Annotated in this window: 15 protein-coding genes; 3 read left to right on the top strand and 12 right to left on the bottom strand. The window is 67.3% G+C overall.

What is annotated here, in order from left to right:
* Positions 1-10: 10 nt before the first annotated feature.
* A complete protein-coding gene (locus BT264_RS12520; RefSeq protein ID WP_072437131.1) occupies positions 11-1,204 on the bottom strand; it encodes a urate hydroxylase PuuD in 1,194 nt (397 codons plus the stop codon).
* Between the two features lie 53 nt (positions 1,205-1,257).
* Complete coding sequence (gene uraH, locus BT264_RS12515) at positions 1,258-1,611, bottom strand: hydroxyisourate hydrolase (RefSeq protein WP_011352401.1); 354 nt, start codon at positions 1,609-1,611, stop codon at positions 1,258-1,260.
* 520 nt (positions 1,612-2,131) lie between these two features.
* On the opposite strand from uraH, the gene BT264_RS12505 reads away from it, so the two are divergent.
* Positions 2,132-3,544 (top strand): 8-oxoguanine deaminase, encoded by a 1,413-nt coding sequence (locus tag BT264_RS12505; protein ID WP_072437132.1) that lies wholly within the window; start codon positions 2,132-2,134, stop codon positions 3,542-3,544.
* A gap of 92 nt (positions 3,545-3,636) precedes the next feature.
* Here BT264_RS12505 and BT264_RS12500 read toward each other — a convergent pair whose 3' ends face one another.
* Together BT264_RS12500 and BT264_RS12495 are read right to left on the bottom strand one after the other, a co-directional pair.
* Positions 3,637-4,566, bottom strand: a complete 930-nt coding sequence (locus BT264_RS12500) for a LysR substrate-binding domain-containing protein (protein ID WP_006478550.1) — start codon at positions 4,564-4,566, stop codon at positions 3,637-3,639.
* Positions 4,567-4,783: 217 nt separating this feature from the next.
* On the bottom strand, positions 4,784-4,993 hold the full coding sequence (locus tag BT264_RS12495) for a dodecin (protein WP_011549586.1): 210 nt from the start codon (positions 4,991-4,993) through the stop codon (positions 4,784-4,786).
* A 135-nt stretch (positions 4,994-5,128) separates the two neighbouring features.
* Between BT264_RS12495 and BT264_RS12490 the strand changes: the two genes are divergently transcribed.
* Positions 5,129-6,022: an NAD(P)-dependent oxidoreductase gene (locus BT264_RS12490; RefSeq protein ID WP_072437133.1), complete on the top strand. Its 894-nt coding sequence runs from the start codon at positions 5,129-5,131 to the stop codon at positions 6,020-6,022.
* Positions 6,023-6,088: 66 nt separating this feature from the next.
* Here BT264_RS12490 and BT264_RS12485 read toward each other — a convergent pair whose 3' ends face one another.
* The 4 genes from BT264_RS12485 to BT264_RS12470 all read right to left on the bottom strand — a co-directional run bounded on the left by BT264_RS12485 (position 6,089) and on the right by BT264_RS12470 (position 9,464).
* The gene (locus tag BT264_RS12485) at positions 6,089-6,535 is read right to left on the bottom strand and encodes a hypothetical protein (protein WP_027784713.1); all 447 of its coding nucleotides are present in this window, start codon (positions 6,533-6,535) and stop codon (positions 6,089-6,091) included.
* A gap of 333 nt (positions 6,536-6,868) precedes the next feature.
* On the bottom strand, positions 6,869-7,300 hold the full coding sequence (gene mscL / locus BT264_RS12480) for a large conductance mechanosensitive channel protein MscL (RefSeq protein WP_034181166.1): 432 nt from the start codon (positions 7,298-7,300) through the stop codon (positions 6,869-6,871).
* A 233-nt stretch (positions 7,301-7,533) separates the two neighbouring features.
* Positions 7,534-8,694 carry a tetratricopeptide repeat protein gene (locus BT264_RS12475; protein ID WP_072437134.1) on the bottom strand — a complete coding sequence of 387 codons (1,161 nt, stop codon included), beginning with the start codon at positions 8,692-8,694 and terminating at the stop codon, positions 7,534-7,536.
* Positions 8,695-8,783: 89 nt separating this feature from the next.
* Complete coding sequence (locus tag BT264_RS12470; protein ID WP_059233905.1) at positions 8,784-9,464, bottom strand: PspA/IM30 family protein; 681 nt, start codon at positions 9,462-9,464, stop codon at positions 8,784-8,786.
* 442 nt (positions 9,465-9,906) lie between these two features.
* Between BT264_RS12470 and BT264_RS12465 the strand changes: the two genes are divergently transcribed.
* Positions 9,907-12,429, top strand: a complete 2,523-nt coding sequence (locus BT264_RS12465; protein WP_072437135.1) for a penicillin-binding protein 1A — start codon at positions 9,907-9,909, stop codon at positions 12,427-12,429.
* Between the two features lie 87 nt (positions 12,430-12,516).
* On the opposite strand, the gene BT264_RS12460 is transcribed toward BT264_RS12465, so the two are convergent.
* The 4 genes from BT264_RS12460 to mfd all read right to left on the bottom strand — a co-directional run bounded on the left by BT264_RS12460 (position 12,517) and on the right by mfd (position 18,992).
* Complete coding sequence (locus BT264_RS12460; protein WP_256260620.1) at positions 12,517-12,981, bottom strand: DUF3574 domain-containing protein; 465 nt, start codon at positions 12,979-12,981, stop codon at positions 12,517-12,519.
* 145 nt (positions 12,982-13,126) lie between these two features.
* Entirely contained in the window at positions 13,127-14,146 is a 1,020-nt protein-coding gene (locus BT264_RS12455; protein ID WP_072437137.1) for a threonine/serine dehydratase family protein, read from the bottom strand.
* A 60-nt stretch (positions 14,147-14,206) separates the two neighbouring features.
* Complete coding sequence (gene argE / locus BT264_RS12450) at positions 14,207-15,427, bottom strand: acetylornithine deacetylase (RefSeq protein WP_072437138.1); 1,221 nt, start codon at positions 15,425-15,427, stop codon at positions 14,207-14,209.
* A 94-nt stretch (positions 15,428-15,521) separates the two neighbouring features.
* A complete protein-coding gene (gene mfd, locus BT264_RS12445; RefSeq protein ID WP_072437139.1) occupies positions 15,522-18,992 on the bottom strand; it encodes a transcription-repair coupling factor in 3,471 nt (1,156 codons plus the stop codon).
* Positions 18,993-19,058: the final 66 nt, after the last annotated feature.

The raw sequence follows: 19,058 nt of genomic DNA, 5'->3' as shown, positions 1-19,058 counted from the left end.
GCACGGCGGCTTACTTGACCGCGCCACCCTCGAACCAGGCGGCGAGCTTCGTCCGCTCGTCGTCGGTCATGTGCGTGACGTTGCCGATCGGCATCGCCTTCAGGCGCACGGCCTGTTCGTAGATGCGCTGCGCGTTCTTCGACACTTCGTCCGGCGTGTCGAACAGTACGCCCGCGGGCGCGCTGCCCATCAGCGTTGGCTTCGACGAGTGGCACTCGACGCAGCGCTGCTGCAGGATCGGCATGATGTCGTTGATCACGATCTTCGGCGCGTTGGCGGCCTGCGCTTCCGGTGCGACCGGCTTCGGCATCGTCCACACCAGCGCGCCCGACAGCAGCGCGACGCCGCCGATCGGCAGGTACCACAGCTGCTTGCCGCGGTGACGCATCACGAAGAACTGGCGGATCAGCGCGCCGGCCAGCATGATCAGCACGAGCACGATCCAGTTGAACTTGTTCGTGTACGTCATCGCATAGTGGTTCGACAGCATCGCGAACACGACGGGCAGCGTGAAGTACGTGTTGTGCACCGAGCGCTGCTTGCCGCGCTTGCCGTAGATCGGGTTCGGCTCTTCGCCCTTGAGCATCTTGTCGACCATCTTGCGCTGGCCGGGGATGATCACGAAAAACACGTTCGCCGACATGATCGTCGCGAGCATCGCGCCGACGATCAGGTACGCGGCCCGGCCCGAGAAGATGTGGCACGCGAGGTACGCTGCGACGACGACATAAAGGCCGACGCAAATGCCGAGCACGCGGTCGTTGGTGCCGAGGATGCGGCACAGCGAGTCGTAGACGATCCAGCCGGCTGCGAGGAAGCCGAGCGCGGATGCGACGGCGACGACCGGGCCCATGTCGAGCACGCTCTTGTCGATCAGGTACGTGTTCGGCGCGAGCAGGTACAGCACGAAGAACAGCGAGAAGCCCGACAGCCAGGTCGTGTACGACGGCCACTTCGACCAGTGCAGGTCATCCGGCATTTCCGGCGGGGCGACCGTGTACTTCTGCATGTTGTAGAAGCCGCCGCCGTGGACGTGCCACAGTTCGCCGAATACCCCGCGCTTGCGCTGGTTCGGGTCGGTCGGCGGTTTCAGGCTGTTGTCGAGCGCGACGAAATAGAACGACTCGCCGATCCACGCGATGGCGACGATGACGTGCAGCCATCGCAGCGCGAGGTTCAGCCAGTCGGTGATGAAGCCTTCCATGAAACTCCTCCAGACTCAGATCGTTTGTCTTTGATGCAGGCGCCGATGCGATGTCAGCTGCCGCGATAGGTGCTGTACGACCACGGCGACACGAGCAGTGGCACGTGGTAGTGCGAACCGGTGTCGGCGATGCCGAAGCGCAGCACGACGCGGTCGACGAAACGGGGTTCGGGCACCTTCACGCCGAGCGACGCGAAGTAGTCGCCGGCATGGAACACGAGTTCGTACTCGCCGGCGGCGAGCGCAGCGCCTTCGAGCAGGGGTTCGTCGCAGCGGCCGTCGCTATTGGTCAGCACGGTCTTGATCGCGCGGCGCGATTCGCCGTCCAGCGCGTAGAGGTCGACCTTGATTGCGGCGCCGGGACGACCGTGTGCCGTATCGAGTACGTGGGTAGTGAGCTTTCCCATTCGTTGTGTCCTTGTGTGAATGCGAGGTTCGGCGGCGACTCGATCCATTGACTGTGCGGCGGATCGAGGCTCCACGTCACGTGGCTACATACCCGTCGGCGAGGTGAAGCGAGCGCCGTGCAGGCATTGTAAAAAGGTTCCCTGCGCAAATACGGGCGCGATATCAAAGATAATGCGCCGCGCATAAGCGGCTGTCGACGGCACGCCGCCAGGGCTTCCGGCGGGCGTTTCGGGCATCCGGCGGCAGGACGGACCAAGCGCGCGCGGCGTACCATATCGGAACCGTGAAGTGCGGTATTCGGGATCGCGCATTGTGCGCCGCGAGCGCTTGGGCGATCCTCCCGCCGTGCGCGTCGGCCTGTGGCCCGCGCGTACCCCGAAGACGGCGAGCACGCCGGGTAACCGGGCCAGGGCGTTCGAACGGACGCAGGCACCGGGGCGTGCCGCGAATCGGCGTTCGAACGGCTTTGTGACCGTCCCCGGGAATCAGCCCCTGGGGGCAGACCGACGCGGAGAACGCATGAACCTCGAGCAGCACGCCGGCGCACGCGCGCCGAACCCATCCCCATCCCGCCCGAAAACCCTGCTGGTCAAGCACGCCGACGTGCTCGTGACCATGGACGACACGCGCCGCGAATTGCGCGACGCGGGGCTCTACATCGAAGACAACCGGATCGTCGCGGTCGGCCCGACCGCCGAGCTGCCCGACGCGGCCGACGAAGTGCTCGACCTGCGCGGCCACCTCGTGATCCCGGGGCTCGTGAACACGCACCACCACATGTACCAGAGCCTCACGCGCGCGGTGCCGGCTGCGCAGAACGCCGAGCTGTTCGGCTGGCTTACGAACCTGTACCGGATCTGGGCGCACCTGACGCCCGAGATGATCGAGGTGTCGACGCTCACCGCGATGGCCGAGCTGCTGCAGTCGGGCTGCACGACGTCGAGCGACCACCTGTACATCTACCCGAACGGCAGCCGGCTCGACGACAGCATCGGCGCCGCGCAGCGAATCGGCATGCGCTTTCACGCGAGCCGCGGCGCGATGAGCGTCGGCCAGCGCGACGGCGGGCTGCCGCCCGATTCGGTCGTCGAGCGCGAACCCGATATCCTGCGCGACACGCAGCGCCTGATCGAGACCTATCACGACGAAGGCCGCTACGCGATGCTGCGCGTGGTGGTTGCGCCATGCTCGCCGTTTTCGGTGAGCCGCGACCTGATGCGCGACGCGGCCGTGCTCGCGCGCGAGTACGGCGTGTCGCTGCACACGCACCTGGCGGAGAACGTCAACGATATCGCGTACAGCCGCGAGAAGTTCGGGATGACACCCGCCGAATATGCGGAAGATCTCGGCTGGGTCGGCCACGACGTATGGCATGCGCACTGCGTGCAGCTCGACGATGCGGGTATCGGCCTGTTCGCGCGCACCGGCACCGGCGTCGCGCACTGTCCGTGCTCGAACATGCGGCTCGCGTCGGGTATCGCGCCGGTGAAGAAGATGCGTCTCGCGGGCGTGCCGGTCGGCCTCGGCGTCGACGGCTCTGCGTCGAACGACGGCGCGCAGATGGTCGCGGAAGTGCGGCAGGCGCTGCTGCTGCAGCGGGTCGGTTTCGGGCCCGATGCGATGACCGCGCGCGAAGCGCTCGAGATCGCGACGCTCGGCGGAGCGAAGGTGCTGAACCGCGACGATATCGGCGCGTTGAAGCCCGGCATGGCCGCGGACTTCGCCGCGTTCGACCTGCGCCAGCCGCTGTTCGCGGGCGCGCTGCACGATCCGGTCGCGGCGCTCGTGTTCTGCGCGCCGTCGCAGACGGCGTACACGGTGGTGAACGGGAAGGTGGTGGTGCGGGAAGGGCGGTTGGCGACGCTCGATCTGCCGCCCGTCATCGAGCGCCATAACGCGCTCGCGCATGCATTGGTCGACGCATCGCGCTGAACGAAGCCTGAAGCGATACGGCGGCCGCCTTGCCGGGCGTGCCGCCAGCTGCTGGCCGTCACCCGCCGCGACGGCGCGGGCGGCGTGTGCCGTTACGCCTCGATCAGCGTGCGGGTGGCTTCGGCAACGAGGCTGCGCAGCCAGCGCACTTCGTCGGAGTAGTGGCAGCGCTCGTGCCACAGCTGGTAGTACTGCATCGGCGGGAAGTCGAGCGGCGCCGGCACGACCGACAGCGGCAGGAACTTCGCGTAGTGATCGGCGAACAGGCGCGTGGTCGTGAAGATCAGGTCGGACTTCACGAGCACGTACGGCGCGAGGTTGAAGTACGGCAGCGTGACGACCACGTGGCGCTTGAGCCGTTCGCGCGCGAGATGCACGTCGATCGCGCCGCGCTGGCCGACCGAGTACGGCGTCGGCGCGAGATGCGGCGCGTTCAGGTACTGGTCGAGCGTGAGCCCGCCGCGCTTCGCGAACGGGTGCGTGTTGCTCATCAGGCAGACGATCTCGTCGACGAACAGGTTCGACAGGTGCAGCTGCTCGGGCGGTTCGGGCCAGTTGCCGACGACGATGTCGAGCTTGCCGTCTTCCAGCGCGAGTTCGTAGTCGAACGCGGGGCCGAGCGAGTGAAACTCGAGCGTTGCGTTCGGCGCGGCCAGGCGGAAGCGCTCGACGACGGTCGGCACGAACAGCACGTTCAGGTAGTCGGGGCAGCCGATCCGGTAGCAGCGGATCGACGTGGCCGGGTCGAAGTTGTGCTGCTGGAACTTGATGCGCTCGATTTCACGCAGCGCATTCTGCACGGGCTCGAGCAGGCGCAGCCCGTATTCGGTCGGCACCATGCCGGATTTGCCGCGCACCAGCAGCGGATCGCCGGTGATGTCGCGCAGGCGCCGCAGCGCGGCGCTGATCGCCGGTTGCGACTGGTTCAGTTTGACGGCCGCGCGTGTGACGCTGCGCTCCATCAACAAGGTGTGCAAGACGCGCAAGAGGTACGTGTCGATCGCCTCGCGTTGCTGACTCATGATTTCTCCGGGTTATATGTCCAGGCTGATCGAGGGGTAATGTGGGTATATCGTTTTTAATATGAACGAAAATCAGCGTCAAGAGATGGATACCCGCAGGCACCCGCCGGCCGGGCCGCGACAAGGGGCCTGAACGGGGAGGCTGGGCGCGCGGCGCCGCGCGGATACGCGTTGCGCGTATTCGGATCGCGGCGCGGCGTGTGATGCGGCGGCTGCGTCAGTCGTCGATGCGCATGCCGACCTTCAGCGTGACCTGCCAGTGAACGACCTGGTCGCCTTCGATGTGGCCGCGCGTTTCGGTCACCTGGAACCAGTGCAGGTTGTGCAGCGTCTTGCCGGCCTTCGAGATCGCGTTGCGGATGGCGTCGTCGCTCGATTGCTGCGACGAACCGGTCAGTTCGATCAGCTTGTACACGTGGTCGCTCATGATGCGCTCCCTGGGATATCGGTCTATATCGCCGGTGCAAGCTGCGGTCCCGAGGCGCCGCCGCGCGTGCCCGGCTTCTTGAGTGATAGGTATGATGGGCGGCAAGTGCAACCCATATCGGAGACGAGGAACATCGTGGAAGTCGGATTTTGCGGACCGGGATTGATGGGCGCGCCGATGATTCGGCATTTGCTGGCGGCCGGGTATCGGGTCAGCGTGTGGAATCGCTCGCGCGACAAGGCCGAGGCGCTCGTGAAGGACGGCGCGCAGGTGGTCGGCACGCCGCGCGAACTGGCGGAACGCGTCGATACGGTATTCGTCTGCGTGCTCGACGGGCGTGCGGTCGGCGACGTCGTGTTCGGCGAGCACGGGCTGCTTTCCGGTGACGCGGCGGCGCGCCGCCTGCGGCGCATCGTCGATCATTCGAGCATTCCGCCTGCCGCGACGCGCGACTACGCGGCGCGCGCGGCCGCGCTCGGCGCCGGCTGGGTCGATGCGCCCGTGTCGGGCGGCGTGCCGGGCGCGCAGGGCGGCACGCTCGCGGTGATGGCCGGCGGCCGCGCGGCCGATCTCGACGCGGTGCGGCCGCTGATCGGCACGTACGCGTCGTGCATCACGCACATGGGCGACGCGGGCGCGGGCCAGACGGCGAAGCTGTGCAACCAGGCGATCGTCACCGCGACGGTGACCGCGATCGCCGAGGCCGTCGGCCTGGCGCAGGCGAGCGGCATCGATGCCGCGCGGCTGGCCGAGGCGCTGGCCGGCGGCTGGGCCGATTCGGTGCTGCTGCAGACGTTCGTGCCGCGCATGACGTCGGGTGGTCACGCGTCGATCGGCGCGCTCAGCACGTTCCAGAAGGACGTCGACGCGATCGCCGACGCGGCGCGCGACACAGGCGCGGTGATGCCCGTGTCGGCGACCGTGCAGCAGGTGCTGCGGCTCGGCGCCGCGCAGGGGCTCGCCGGCGCCGATTTCGCCGCGTTCATCGACATCGTGCGGCCCGGCAACGGGCGTCGGCAGCCCGCGTGACGGGCAAGCGGCGCGCATGAATGGCAGATGGGCCGCCCGGAGGCGGCCCATCGAATGACTGGCGGTTCAGCCGAGGGAGCGAGGTGTCGTGTCGCCGGCGTTCTGGCGACCGAGCCCGCCGCGCAGGCTCGCTTTCGTGCCTGCACCAAACTCGGGCAGGATGCGCGCGCGTGCCCGGCTCGCGAATACCAGGAAGCCGAAGCCGTTCGCTTCGTACCAGTACCCGCCGTTCTCGAGGCCGTCCAGCGGCTGCTCGAGCGCGTTGGCGATCGATTCGATGCAGCGCTTGCGCAGCTCGGCGATGGCCGGATAGGGCGGCTGTGCGCCGCGCACGCTGCACAGGAGCACGTCGAGACCGGGCAGCACATGCGCGTAGAGGACGGGTTCGTCCTGCGCACGGGCGCGGGCAATCTTGGTGTCGAGCTGGGCGAAAGGTTTCGAGTGGCGCAACACCGCAAGGAATGACTCCTGGCCATCCTGTTGGGCACGCCGACGTTTTTTCGGGAAGGACATAAACACTCGCCTCAAAAACAATTGCAAGAAATGCGGCACTTTCATGCGACCCACTCCCGGCTATGTACGCCGCATGTCGATCCTTTATAGCACACGAAAATGCTGCATTCGTGCAGTACGACGATCAATGTCTCCCGTCGACCTGCTCGCCTTGATCGACACAGCCAGCGTCTTGGCGCCCGTACTGTCGTTTAGTCTCCATCATAGACCCGCTTTCCCCGCGCGTGCATTCGTGCGTCACAAAAAAGTGAGACAGGCCGCATGCGGCGGTGCACGGCGCGCGCAATAAAAAGGCCCGCACGGGGCGGGCCTGGCGGGCGGGGCGCTCGGCGATCAGCGCTGCTTGAGCGAATCGCGGATCTCGCGCAGCAGTACGGTGTCTTCCGGCGTCGCGGCCGGCGCGGCTTCTTCCGGCTTGCGCAGCTTGTTGATGAATTTCACCATCAGGAAAATGATGAACGCGAGGATGACGAAATTGATCGCCACGGTGATGAACGAGCCGTAGCCGAACGCGGCAACACCCGCGGTCTGCAGGTCCTTGAACGAATCGGGATTACCCTTGAACGTCGGAGGGATGGTGCCGAGCAGAACGAACTTGTTCGAGAAATCCAGGCCGCCCGTCAGCAAGCCGATGACCGGCATGATGAGGTCTTTCACGATCGAGTCGACGATCTTCGAGAAGGCGCCGCCGATGATCACGCCGACGGCGAGATCCATCACGTTGCCCTTGACGGCGAACTCCTTGAATTCCTTGATGATGCTCATGAGCGGCTTTCTCCTTGTTGGTGCTAGAGGAGGCGTGCCGCGACGCGCAGGCTTGTATTGCGTCGAATGAGGGTCGGTGGCACGCCGATGGCCGCATGATAGCGAACGCTCCCCATTGCCGGTAGTCCATCTTGAAATGATTGACAAATCCGCGCGTCGGCGCGGCCGGTCATGCAGGGGAGCGTGGCGTGTGTTGCGGCGCGTCGACGTGAACGTCGGCGCGCTGCGCAGGGTCAGGTGTTGTCGTCCGTCCAGCCGTCGTCGTTGCTGCCGAGATCGACGTTGCCGCTGCTGCCGTCGCTCCAGTTCGACGCGTCGCCGCGGCCGAGGTCGAAGCCCGGGTCGGTTTCCTGCCGGCGGCGCTCGCCGTCGACGATCACGTCGCGTTCGACCACGCGCTCGCGGCCGCCGGACATCGCCTCGCCGAGCAGCACGCCGGTCAGCAGCCCGCCCATCCCGCCGCCGAAACCGCCGCCGCCTTGCTGGATCACGACAGGCGGCTGCTGTTGCGGGTAGGGCTGCTGCGGATACGGCTGGCCCTGCGCACCCGTCATGCGATCGGCTTCCTGCGCGTATACGGAGCCGCTGCCGTTCGCCGGCGGCGCGGGTTGCGCGGCCGGATCGGGTCGGCCTTCGACGCGTGCCTTCACGCTCGCATGACGCCGTTCGAGTTCGTCGACCTGGTACGGCGGTACCGGATTCTTGCCGTTCGCCAGCGCCTCGACGAGCGTGCGCGCGTCGGTCTCGATCGCTTCGAGTTCGCCTGTCAGCGCCGCGGCGCCGGGCGCCGTCGACAGCTTCGCGTCGAGTTTCAGCGGACGGATGTCGTTCAGTACGTCGGTCGCACGCTTGAGCTGCGTGCGGCGTTCGTCGTCGGCGCGGCTGTTGTCGGCCGTGCGCGCGCGCCGCAGCGTCCAGCGCAGCACCAGCGCGATCACCGCGACGATCAGCCCGAGGCCGATCCACATGCCGGTCGACGGGCCGTGTTTTTCGGCCGGCGCGACGGCGGGCGCGAGCGACGGCTGCAGCGTGCCGGCCTGTGTGGCCGACGGCGCGTTGCCGCTCACGCGTGCGGCGTCGGCGCGAATGCGCGACTCCGTCTGCGCGAAGCGCGACGCGTCGGTGAAGCGCAGTTGCGGATCGAGCGACTTCGCACGCTGCAGCTGCGCGAGCGCGTCGGACGCGCGGCCTTCGCGGTCCAGCACCTGCGCATACAGGTAACGCGCGTGCGCGTTGTTCGGATGGGCGTCGATGACTTGCGACAGCTGCGTGTCGGCTTGTTGCCAGTTGCGCTGCGCGATCGACTGCTCGACCTGCTGCAGCGACGGTACCGCAAACGCGGCGGACGACAGCAGCATCAGCGAGAGGCCGAGTGCGGCGAGGGATTTCTTCATGGTCGAACCGGGCGCACGCGCCCGTCTCCTGACGATCGGTTCGCGCCGCGCGCCCGGGCGGGCCGCGGCGCGGTTGCCCGCGTTTGCCGTTACTGCGCGGGCGTGTCGAGCTGCTTCTTCAGCGCGGCGAGGCGATCCTCGACCGACGGGCCCTTGTTCAGCGCGGCGAGCTTGTCGTCGAGCGCCTTGCCGCTCGACGTGTCGGCCGAATTGAGGCGCGCGTCCGAGCGTGCGTTCTGCAGTGCGACCTTGTCCTCGAGCTTCTGGAAATCCTCGGACAGGTTCTTGCCGCCGATGCCGCCCAACGCGCTTGCCGCGACATCCTTCGCCTGCGCGATTTCCTGCTTGGCCTGCAGGATGTTCGAGCGTGCGTTCAGGTCGTTGCGGCGCTGGCGCATGTCGGCGATCTGCCCCTTCAGCTTGTCGACCGACGGCTCGAGCGTCGTCAACTCGGCCGCGAGCGCGTCGCGCTCGGCTTCCGCGTTCGACTGCGCGGCCAGTGCCTCGCGTGCGAGCGCTTCGTCGCCGGACTGCAGCGCGCGCTTCGCGCCGTCTTCGTACTTCTTCACCTTGTCGTCGGCCGCATCGCGCTTGCTGCGCTGGGTCGCGACCTGTGCCTCGATCTCGATCAGCGAATTCTCGGCACGACCGATGCTGTCGTCGAGCTCCCGCACGATCTGCCGTGCGTCGCGCGACGGATCCTGTACCGAATCGGCCGCATCGTTCAGCAGGCCTTTGATCGTGCGCGAAACAGAGTCGAAAAGCGACATGAAATCCTCCGTGGTTGAAAGGCGCCGCGTGACCGCGGCAATGCCCGCTGCGGGCCGGTTGCGACCCGCGTGAGCCGGCGGATATTACACCACCGGTTCACTTAAATACGGCTTAAACGCGTGAGTTCAAGCGGCTTGCATATCGGGATGACAAACCTTTCGCGATTGAAAGAAAATCGGCCGCGCGTGCCATATTGCGTGTCCATGATAGGCCGAGGATGCCGACAATACGTTCCGCAAATCACGGCGTTGCGGGAATTTTTACAAAAAATCGCGAAGGCACCCGGTCGATTTCATTAAAATGCGCTGTCACGTCGCGGGAACGGATCGCCGCGCGGCGGGGTCTGTCGACGTGACAGTCGCATCTCGATGCACCCGCTCTGATCCATCCGCCTGCATTTCCGCATGCGTCCGAGGGCGCCACGACGCCCGCCATTCCGACATGCCAATTATCAAACGACCGCCTTCTTCTTCCGACAGGAACGAACCCCACTACACGCTGCGCCGTTCGCCGTCCGGAGCCTATTACCCCGATGATGACGATCGCGACCATCGCAACGACGACCGCCGTGCACAGCGCAGCGGCGGCGGAGGCCGTCGCTCGTTCGGCTCGCGCGTCGCGCTGTGGTTCGTCGGCCTGTTCGTCACGCTGGCGATCGTCGGCGCGCTGATCGTCGGCTACGCGCTGGTCGTGATGGCGCCGCAACTGCCGTCGCTCGATGCGCTGACCAACTACCAGCCGAAGGTGCCGCTGCGCGTGTTTACGGCCGATCACGTGCTGATCGGCGAGTTCGGCGAGGAGCGCCGCAGCCTCGTGCGCTTCCAGGACATTCCGGACGTGATGAAGAAGGCCGTGCTCGCGATCGAGGACTACCGCTTCTACGAGCACGGCGGCGTCGATTTCGTCGGCATCCTGCGGGCGGGCGTCGCCGACCTGATGCACGGCGGCGCGCGCCAGGGCGCGAGCACCATCACGATGCAGGTCGCGCGCAACTTCTTCCTGTCGAGCGAGAAGACCTACACGCGCAAGATCTACGAGATGCTGCTCGCGTACAAGATCGAGAAGGCCCTGACGAAGGACCAGATCCTCGAGCTGTACATGAACCAGATCTATCTCGGCCAGCGCTCGTACGGCTTCGCAGCCGCCGCGCGGGTCTATTTCGGCAAGGACCTGAAGGACATCACGCTCGCGGAAGCGGCGATGCTCGCGGGGCTGCCGAAGGCGCCGTCCGCGTATAACCCGGTCGTGAATCCGAAGCGCGCGAAGGTGCGCCAGGAATACATCCTGAAGCGCATGCTCGAGGTCGGCTACATCACGCAGCCGCAGTACGACGCGGCCGTGAAGGAAGAGATCCACGTGCGCACGCCGGGCAACCAGTACGCGGTGCACGGCGAATACGTCGCCGAGATGGTGCGGCAGATGATGTACCAGCAGTACAAGGACGAAACCTACACGCGCGGGCTGACCGTCACGACGACGATCAACTCGGCCGACCAGGAAGCCGCTTACCAGGCCGTGCGTCGCGGCATTCTCGACTACGAGCGCCGCCACGGCTATCGCGGGCCGGAAGCGTCGATCAACCTGCCCGCGGCCGGCGACGACCGCGACGAGGCGATCGACGATGCGCTCGCCGATCACCCGGACAACGGCGACCTGCAGTCGGCGGTCGTGCTGTCGGCCTCGCCGAACGCGGTCGAGGTGCAGTTCGTCGGCGGCGCGACGACGACGATCGGCCCGGCCGGGCTGCGCTTCGTGTCGGCCGCGCTCGGGCCCCGCGCGAACAACGCGCTGCGCATCAAGCCGGGCTCGATCGTGCGCGTGCTGAAGGACGGCAAGACGGGCTGGCAGGTCGTGCAGCTGCCGCAGGTCGAAGGCGCGCTCGTCGCGATCGCGCCGCAGGACGGCGCGATCCGTTCGCTCGTCGGCGGCTTCGACTTCAACAAGAGCAAGTTCAACCACGTGACGCAGGCATGGCGGCAGCCGGGCTCGTCGTTCAAGCCGTTCATCTATTCGGCATCGCTCGACAAGGGCCTCGGGCCGGCGACGATCATCAACGACGCGCCGCTGTACTTCCCGCCGAGCGTGCCGGGCGGCACCGCGTGGGAGCCGAAGGACGACGACCAGCCGGACGGCCCGATGACGATGCGCACCGGCCTGCAGCGCTCGAAGAACCTCGTGTCGATCCGGATCCTCGCATCGATCGGCACGCAGTATGCGCAGCAGTACGTGACGCAGCGCTTCGGCTTCGATCCCGCGAAGACGCCGCCGTACCTGCCGATGGCGCTCGGCGCGGGCCTCGTGACGCCGCTGCAGCTCGCGACCGGCTACGCGGTGTTCGCGAACGGCGGCTACAAGGTCGATCCGTACCTGATCGCCGAAGTCGACGACGCGCGCGGCCAGGCACTGCAGAAGTCGCAGCCGGTGATCGCGGGCAGCACCGCGCCGCGCACGATCGAAGGCCGCAACGCGTACGTGATGAACAGCCTGCTGCACACGGTCGCGACGGCCGGCACGGGTGCGGGCACCAACGCACTGGGCCGCAGCGACCTGCAGGGCAAGACGGGTACGACGAACGACGCGAAGGACGGCTGGTTCGCCGGCTACCAGCAGTCGCTCGTCGCGGTCGCGTGGATGGGCTTCGACCAGCCGAAGAGTCTCGGCAGCCGCGAATTCGGCGCGCAGCTCGCGCTGCCGATCTGGGTGAATTACATGCGCACCGCGCTGAACGGCGTGCCGGAGCAGCAGATGCCGATGCCGGACGGCCTGACCTCGCTCGACGGCGAGCTGTACTACGCCGATCGCACGCCGGGCAACGGCTTCGTCGGGAACGTCGACATCAATCCGGCCGAGAATGCGATCAGCGCGAACGACGCACTCGGCTCGGCCGGCGCGGCAGGGCTCACGCCGCCGCCCGTCACGCCGCAGGAGAAGCAGCAGATCATGGACATGTTCGAGAGCAAGTAAGCGGTACGCCGCTGTTCCGGCATGCGACGGGCGCCTTCGGGCGCCCGTTTTTTTGTGCGCTGCCGGCAGGTAGCGGGAGACGCCGAATCAGAACGACGCGCAGGCCGGCATGAACGTGATACCGACCGACTCCTGACGGAACCGCTCCGCGTACGCGTGCCGGATCGCGGCGAGCCGCGCGTGCGTGTCGGGCGTATCGTCGGCGATGATACGGATCACGAAACTCTGTTCCCGTGTGATGTTGCCGGTCGCGCGATCGCGCCATTGGCCGTGCGTGTCCCAGTACGTGAAGCCGTCGGGGAAGCTCGGCGTGACGGTGTCGGCGAGGAACGTCGCGCGTTCGGCATCGGTGACGGGGCCGCGTCCCGCGATGTCGCGTCCGAACAGCAGGTCGGCCTGCAACATGCGGCTCGCGCCAGGCTGCGTGCAGGCCGGCTGCGCGCCGGCGACGGGCGAGGGTGGTGCCGCGCAACCGGCGAGCAGTGCGATCGCCACGGCGGCGATCAGCGGCCGCGCGCGGCGCCGCCACATTGCAGCCCATAGCGGCCGCATTTGCTCATTTCGCGTCCGACGACCTTCGTGCGCGCAAAACGCTGCGCGCTCAACCACTTGCGTGCTTGTTCGGCGGGTTATCAACAGGGCTGTCAACATAATCTGGGGATAACCCTAGGTCGGTTCGCCGGCGCCCGGCGCGCGGTCAGTGCTGCCGTTTCGCGTGCGCGAGATGCATGCCGAGCGTGCCGGGGTCGGTGTTCGTGCCCGACAGCAGCACGCCGACGCGCTTGCCCTGCAGCGTTTCGCGCAGCGGGCCGAGCAGCGCGGCGAGCGCGGCTGCGCAAGCCGGTTCGACCGACAGCTTCAGGTGCGAGAACAGGAACAGCATCGCGGCGCGCAGCGCGTCGTCGGACACGGTGACGATGCGGTCGACGTGGCGCCGGCACAGCTGGTAGCTGTATTCCTCGGTGTGCGGCGCCATCAGCGAATCGGCGATCGTCTGCATTGCGCTCATCTTGATCGTGTGATTCGCCGCGAAGCTGCGGCTCATCGCGTCGGCGCCTTCCGGCTCGACGCCGTACACGTGCACGCGCGGATTCGCGAGCCGCAGCGCGGTCGCCATGCCGGCCGCGAGCCCGCCGCCGCCGATCGGCACGATCACCGCGTCGAGGTCGGGCGTCTGCGTCGCCCATTCGTAGCCGAGCGTCGCGGTGCCGAGGATCGTGTGATAGCCGTTGAACGGATGGATGAAGAAGCGGCCTTCCTCGGCCTCGATCCGCCGCACGAGATCGAACGCCTGCGATGCGCTGCCCGCGAGCACGACCTCCGCGCGGTACTGCTTGCACTGCGCGATGCGCGACGGGCTCGCGGTATGGAACATCACGACCTTCGCGCTGCTGCCGAGCCGCATCGCCGCATACGCGACGGCTGCCGCATGATTGCCGGCCGATACGCAGGTGACGCCGGCATCCTTGCGTGCCTCGTCGAGCGCGAGCAGGTGCGTGAATGCGCCGCGCGCCTTGAAGCTGCCGCTCGCCTGCAGCAGTTCGAACTTGAAGTTGACGTGCGTGCCCTCGAGGGACGGCAGGTCGGCGCGTTCGAACACGGGCGTGCGCGCGACCCAGGGCGACAACGCGAAATGCTGCGCGGCGATTTCGTCGAGCGTCGGAATCGGCTCGCCGTCGATCGTCGTATGGGCAGTGCCCTGCTGTTCAGTCGACATGACGTGGCGGGTGGCGGAGTGGACCGGCCCGCACACGCGGGCCGGCGTGGCGGGAGGCAGTCAGTGCGCGTCGACCGACATGCTGCGGATGAACTTGCGCAGGAACTGCGCGCAGCCGGCGAGCTGCGCGAGCTCGACATATTCGTTCGGCTTGTGCGCCTGCTCGATGTTGCCGGGCCCGCACACGACGCTCGGGATGCCCGCGCGTTCGAACAGGCCGGCTTCGGTGCCGTACGCGACCTTGCGCTTGTCTTGGTCGGCGGTCAATGCGCGCACGAGCTGCGTGATCGCGGCCTGTTCGGTCGCGTCGAGGCCGGGCGCCGCGGCGATCTTCGAGAACTCGATCGCGGCATTCGGATGCTCGCGAAGCATCTGCGGCAGCAGCGTTTGCTGCGCATATGCTTCGATGCGCGTGAAGATCTGCTCGGGATCGAGCGTCGGCAGGTTGCGGAACTCGAAGTCGAACCGGCATTCGGCCGGCACCGTGTTGATCGCGTTGCCGCCCTGGATCGTGCTCGTCTGCGCGGTCGTGAACGGCACGTCGTACAGCTCGTCGAACGGGCCTTCGGCGCGGAAGCGCTCGGCGATGTCGCGGATGTGGCAGATGAGGCGCGCCGCGTACTCGATCGCGTTGAGCCCCTTCGGCGTCAGCGACGAATGCGCCGCGTGGCCGCGCACGCAGCAGCGGTACGCGTTGATGCCCTTGTGCGCGATGATCGGCCGCATGCTGGTCGGCTCGCCGACGATGCAGCCGGACGGTTGCACGCCGCGCTTGACGAGGTCGGCGATCATCAGCGGCGCGCCCGCGCAGCCGATTTCCTCGTCGTAGGACAGCGCGAAATGGATCGGCTTCGCGAGCTTCGTCGCCTGCATTTCGGGCAACAGCGCGAGCGCCGTGCCGATGAAACCCTTCATGTCGCAGGTGCCGCGGCCGTACAGGCGGCCGTCGCGAATTTCCGGCGCAAACGGGTTGCTGTCCCATTGCTGGCCGTCGACCGGCACGACGTCGGTATGCCCGGACAGCACGATGCCGCCGTTCGTCGAGCCGTCGTGCGCGGGCACAGTTGCGAACAGGTTTGCCCAGCCTTCGCGCGGATCGTGCGTGATCGTCGAAACGATGCCTTTCGCGGCGAGCGCGTCGCGCACCGTTTCGATCAGGCCGAGATTCGGCACGCGGCTCGTCGTGTCCATCGACACCAGTTGCTTGACCCAGGGCAGGCCGACCAGCGATGCGTCGCCTTGGGTTGCGGCGGACGGCGCCGTCGCGTCGAGAGTGGACATGGCAAAACTCCGTCTGATGAATGGGAAAATCATACTCAAAAACGCGGCGGCCCGCCTGCGCCGGGCGCGGTGCGGTGCAGCATCGCCGCGCCCTTCAGCGCACCGCGGCGGCCGCTCCCTGCTTCGGCGCGAGCGCGCGCAGCGTTTCCTTGATCGTCGACACGCGGATCGCGAGATCGGGCGAGCGCGTCTCGATGCGCAGCTTGTCCTGGCCCGCGAGCTTGATGTGCCGGTGTTTCTGCACCATGTCGATGATCCGCATCGGATCGATCGGCGGATTCGGTTCGAACTGCAGCCCGATCGCAGCCTCGCTCGCGTCGATCTTCACGATGCCGAGCGGCTTCGCGGCGATGCGCAGCCGGTGCGTCTCGACGAGTGCGTGCGCCTGCGGCGGCAGCTTGCCGAAGCGGTCGATCAGTTCCTCCTGAATGCCGTCGATCGCGTCGCCGTGCTCGCAGTTAGCAAGCCGCTTGTACAGCGACAGCCGCTCCTGCACGTCCGCGCAGTAGTCGGCCGGCAGGATCGCGGGCGCATGCAGGTTGATTTCCGTCGTCGCGGCGAGCGGGGCGGTGAGGTCGGGCTCCTTGCCGTTCTTCAGCGCCTTCACCGCGTCGTTCAGCATGTCCGTATAAAGCTGGAAGCCGATCTCGTGGATCTCGCCCGACTGCTTGTCGCCGAGCACTTCGCCGGTGCCGCGGATCTCGAGGTCGTGCATCGCGAGATAGAAGCCCGAGCCGAGCTCCTCCATCTGCTGGATCGCTTCCAGCCGGCGCTGCGCCTGCTTGGTCAGCGCCTGCGGATCGTGGACCAGCAGGTACGCATAGGCCTGGTGATGCGAGCGGCCGACGCGGCCGCGCAACTGGTGGAGCTGCGCGAGGCCGAACTTGTCCGAGCGGTGCATGATGATCGTGTTCGCGCTCGGCACGTCGATGCCGGTCTCGATGATGGTCGTGCACAGCAGCACGTTCGCGCGCTGCGCGACGAAATCGCGCATCACGCGCTCGAGTTCGCGCTCGTGCATCTGGCCGTGCGCGATCACGATGCGCGCCTCGGGCACGAGCTCCTCGAGCATTGCCCTGCGGTTCTCGATCGTCTCGACCTCGTTGTGCAGGAAGTACACCTGGCCGCCGCGCTTCAGCTCGCGCAGCATCGCCTCGCGGATCACGCTTTCCTCCTCGCGGCGCACGAAGGTCTTGATCGCGAGCCGCTTCTGCGGCGCGGTCGCGATCACCGAGAAATCGCGCAGCCCTTCGAGCGCCATCCCGAGCGTGCGCGGGATCGGCGTCGCGGTGAGCGTCAGCACGTCGACTTCCGCGCGCAGCGCCTTCAGCGCTTCCTTCTGGCGCACGCCGAAGCGGTGTTCCTCGTCGATGATCACCAGGCCGAGGCGCTTGAACTGCACGTCCGACGACAGCAGCTTGTGCGTGCCGATCACGATGTCGACGCTGCCTTCGTTGATCTGCGCGATCGCCGCGTTGACTTCCTTCGCGGTCTTGAAGCGCGACAGCTCGACGATCCGCACCGGCCAGTCCGCGAAGCGGTCGACGAAGGTCTGCGTGTGCTGCTCGGCGAGCAGCGTGGTCGGCGACAGCAGCGCGACCTGCTTGCCGCCCATCACCGCGATGAACGCGGCGCGCAGCGCGACCTCGGTCTTGCCGAAGCCGACGTCGCCGCACACGAGGCGGTCCATCGGCTTGCCGCTCGTCATGTCGCCGATCACGGCCGCGATCGCGGCGGCCTGGTCGGGCGTTTCCTCGAAGCCGAAGCTTTCCGCGAATTTCACGTAGTCGCGCGGGTCGAGCGCGAACGCGTGGCCTTCGCGGGCCGCACGGCGCGCGTACAGGTTCAGCAGCTCGGCGGCGGTATCGCGGATCTGCTGCGCGGCCTTGCGCTTCGCGCGCTCCCACTGGCCGGAGCCGAGCGCGTGCAGCGGCGCGCTGTCGGGATCGGCGCCGCTGTAGCGCGAGATCACGTGCAATTGCGCGACGGGCACGTAGAGCTTGCTGTCGCCCGAGTATTCGAGATGCAGGAATTCGGTCTCGCCTTCGCCGAGATCCATCGACACGAGGCCCATGTAGCGGCCGATGCCGTGCTGCGCGTGGACGACCGGGTCGCCGACCTTCAGCTCCGACAGGTCGCGCACCATCGCGTCGACGTTGCTGGCCTGTTCCTGCCGGCGGCGGCCCGCGCGGCGGCCGAGCGCGCCGTACAGCTCGGTCTCGGTAACGATCGCATAGCCTTCGCCCGGCACAGCGAAGCCGTTCGCGAGCGGCGCGACGCCGAGCGCGAAGCGTTCTTCGCTCGCGAGCCAGCCGGCGAAGTGGTCGTTCGACACCGGCCGCAGATGGTGCTCGGCGAGCAATTGCAGGATCGTCTCGCGGCGGCCGGCCGATTCGACGGTCAGCAGCACGCGCTTGCCCGACGATTCGACGAACGTACGCAGCGACGCGAGCGGATCGTCGGAATGCCGGTCGACGGTGAGCTCGGGCAGCGCGGTCGCCCAGCCGCCGGCCGGTTGCGCGGGCAGCACGACGCGTGCGAACGGCTTCGCGAACGCGAAGAAATCCTCGTCGGACAGGAACAGGCGCTGCGGCTCCAGGATCGGCCGTTCGCGATCGTGCGACAGGAACGCGTGGCGCTGTTTCGTATCGGCCGTGAAGCGGCGGATCGAGGCTTCGAGATCGCCGGTGAACACGAGGTGCGCGTCCTGCGGCAGGTAGTGGAACAGCGTGGCAGTTTCGTCGAAGAACAGCGGCAGGTAATACTCGATGCCCGCCGACGGCACGCCGTTGCCGATGTCCTTGTAGATCGGCGCGCGGCTCGGGTCGCCTTCGAAGGTCTCGCGCCAGCGGCTGCGAAAGGCCGTGCGCGCGGCTTCGTCGAACGGGAACTCGCGGCCGGGCAAGAGCCGCACGTCGCGCACCGGGTAGAGGCTGCGCTGCGTGTCGGGGTCGAACGCGCGGATCGAGTCGACCTGGTCGTCGAACAGGTCGATCCGGTACGGCAGCGGCGAGCCCATCGGGTACAGGTCGATCAGCGAGCCGCGCACGCAGTATTCGCCGGGCCGCACGACCTGGCTCACGTGCTCGTAGCCGGCCAGCGTGAGCTGCGCCTTCAGCTTCGCCTCGTCGAGCCGTTCGCCCTGCGCGAACGCGAACGTGTACGCGGCCATGAACGACGCGGGCGGCATCCGGTACAGCGCGGTGGTCGCGGGCACGAGCAGGATGTCGCAGCGGCCTTCGCCGAGATCGTGCAGCGTCGCGAGCCGCTCGGACACGAGGTCCTGGTGCGGCGAGAACGTGTCGTACGGCAGCGTTTCCCAGTCCGGCAGCAGGCGAACGCGCGCATCGGGCGAGAAGTAGCGGATTTCCTGCGAGAGCCGCTGCGCGTCGACCGCGTTCGCGCAGATCACCGCGAGGAGCGGCACGTCCCGGCGGTTGTCGGCGAGATAACGGGCGATGGCGAGCGCGTCGGCGGAACCGTGCGCACCGTCGAAGGCAAAGCGCTGGCCGGGTTTGACGCGGGCAACGGGCGAGGCGGACAGGGTGGAAGCGTTATCTGGCATAGGGACGGCAGGGGTGGCGTGCACGGGCGCATCGAGGTGCGCCGGTCGAGACGAAAGACCTATTAT

Source organism: Burkholderia sp. NFPP32 (assembly GCF_900119325.1).
Lineage (GTDB): Bacteria > Pseudomonadota > Gammaproteobacteria > Burkholderiales > Burkholderiaceae > Burkholderia > Burkholderia pyrrocinia_C.
Note: the sequence above shows the minus strand (reverse complement) of the source record. Positions and strands in the feature narration are given on the sequence as shown.

Coding starts and splice junctions, on each gene's coding strand:
- mfd (WP_072437139.1), bottom strand. CDS start 18,992: ATGCCAGATAACGCTTCCACCCTGTCCGCCTCGCCCGTTGCCCGCGTC.
- BT264_RS12495 (WP_011549586.1), bottom strand. CDS start 4,993: ATGAGCGACCACGTGTACAAGCTGATCGAACTGACCGGTTCGTCGCAG.
- argE (WP_072437138.1), bottom strand. CDS start 15,427: ATGTCCACTCTCGACGCGACGGCGCCGTCCGCCGCAACCCAAGGCGAC.
- BT264_RS12470 (WP_059233905.1), bottom strand. CDS start 9,464: ATGTCGCTTTTCGACTCTGTTTCGCGCACGATCAAAGGCCTGCTGAAC.
- BT264_RS12465 (WP_072437135.1), top strand. CDS start 9,907: ATGCCAATTATCAAACGACCGCCTTCTTCTTCCGACAGGAACGAACCC.
- mscL (WP_034181166.1), bottom strand. CDS start 7,300: ATGAGCATCATCAAGGAATTCAAGGAGTTCGCCGTCAAGGGCAACGTG.
- BT264_RS12520 (WP_072437131.1), bottom strand. CDS start 1,204: ATGGAAGGCTTCATCACCGACTGGCTGAACCTCGCGCTGCGATGGCTG.
- BT264_RS12500 (WP_006478550.1), bottom strand. CDS start 4,566: ATGAGTCAGCAACGCGAGGCGATCGACACGTACCTCTTGCGCGTCTTG.
- BT264_RS12455 (WP_072437137.1), bottom strand. CDS start 14,146: ATGTCGACTGAACAGCAGGGCACTGCCCATACGACGATCGACGGCGAG.
- BT264_RS12460 (WP_256260620.1), bottom strand. CDS start 12,981: ATGCGGCCGCTATGGGCTGCAATGTGGCGGCGCCGCGCGCGGCCGCTG.
- BT264_RS12505 (WP_072437132.1), top strand. CDS start 2,132: ATGAACCTCGAGCAGCACGCCGGCGCACGCGCGCCGAACCCATCCCCA.
- BT264_RS12475 (WP_072437134.1), bottom strand. CDS start 8,694: ATGAAGAAATCCCTCGCCGCACTCGGCCTCTCGCTGATGCTGCTGTCG.
- uraH (WP_011352401.1), bottom strand. CDS start 1,611: ATGGGAAAGCTCACTACCCACGTACTCGATACGGCACACGGTCGTCCC.
- BT264_RS12485 (WP_027784713.1), bottom strand. CDS start 6,535: ATGTCCTTCCCGAAAAAACGTCGGCGTGCCCAACAGGATGGCCAGGAG.